At 41.6% G+C, this 269-nt stretch carries 1 protein-coding gene; it reads left to right on the top strand.

Annotated elements, in window-relative coordinates:
* On the top strand, positions 1-269 hold a 269-nt coding region (locus ACX6CF_RS26395), incomplete at both ends, for a hypothetical protein (RefSeq protein ID WP_458788363.1).

Below are 269 nucleotides of genomic sequence, written 5' to 3'. Positions count from 1 at the left end.
CAGCTTGGCAGCTATTTTATTTACCGATGCTTTTGTCAGAGGCATGGTAGAAACTATGGTAAAAATCAGTACTCAAACCTTCTTAGGAGAAGGACAGGTTCATCGGGTGGGCTTTCGTGAAGCAAACGATATAGATTTATACATTGAAGATACTACAACACTTTATCAGCAACTTAACGCCACCAAAGCCATTCAAGCATTTGCCCCAAGGGTATTAACAGGCGCGATGACTTCTTCCTCTGAAAACGTTGCCTCGGTAATTGTTTATG

The organism is Vallitalea sediminicola (assembly GCF_054408565.1).
The sequence above is the reverse complement of the archived record's forward strand: the minus strand, read 5'-3'. Positions and strand labels throughout refer to the sequence as shown.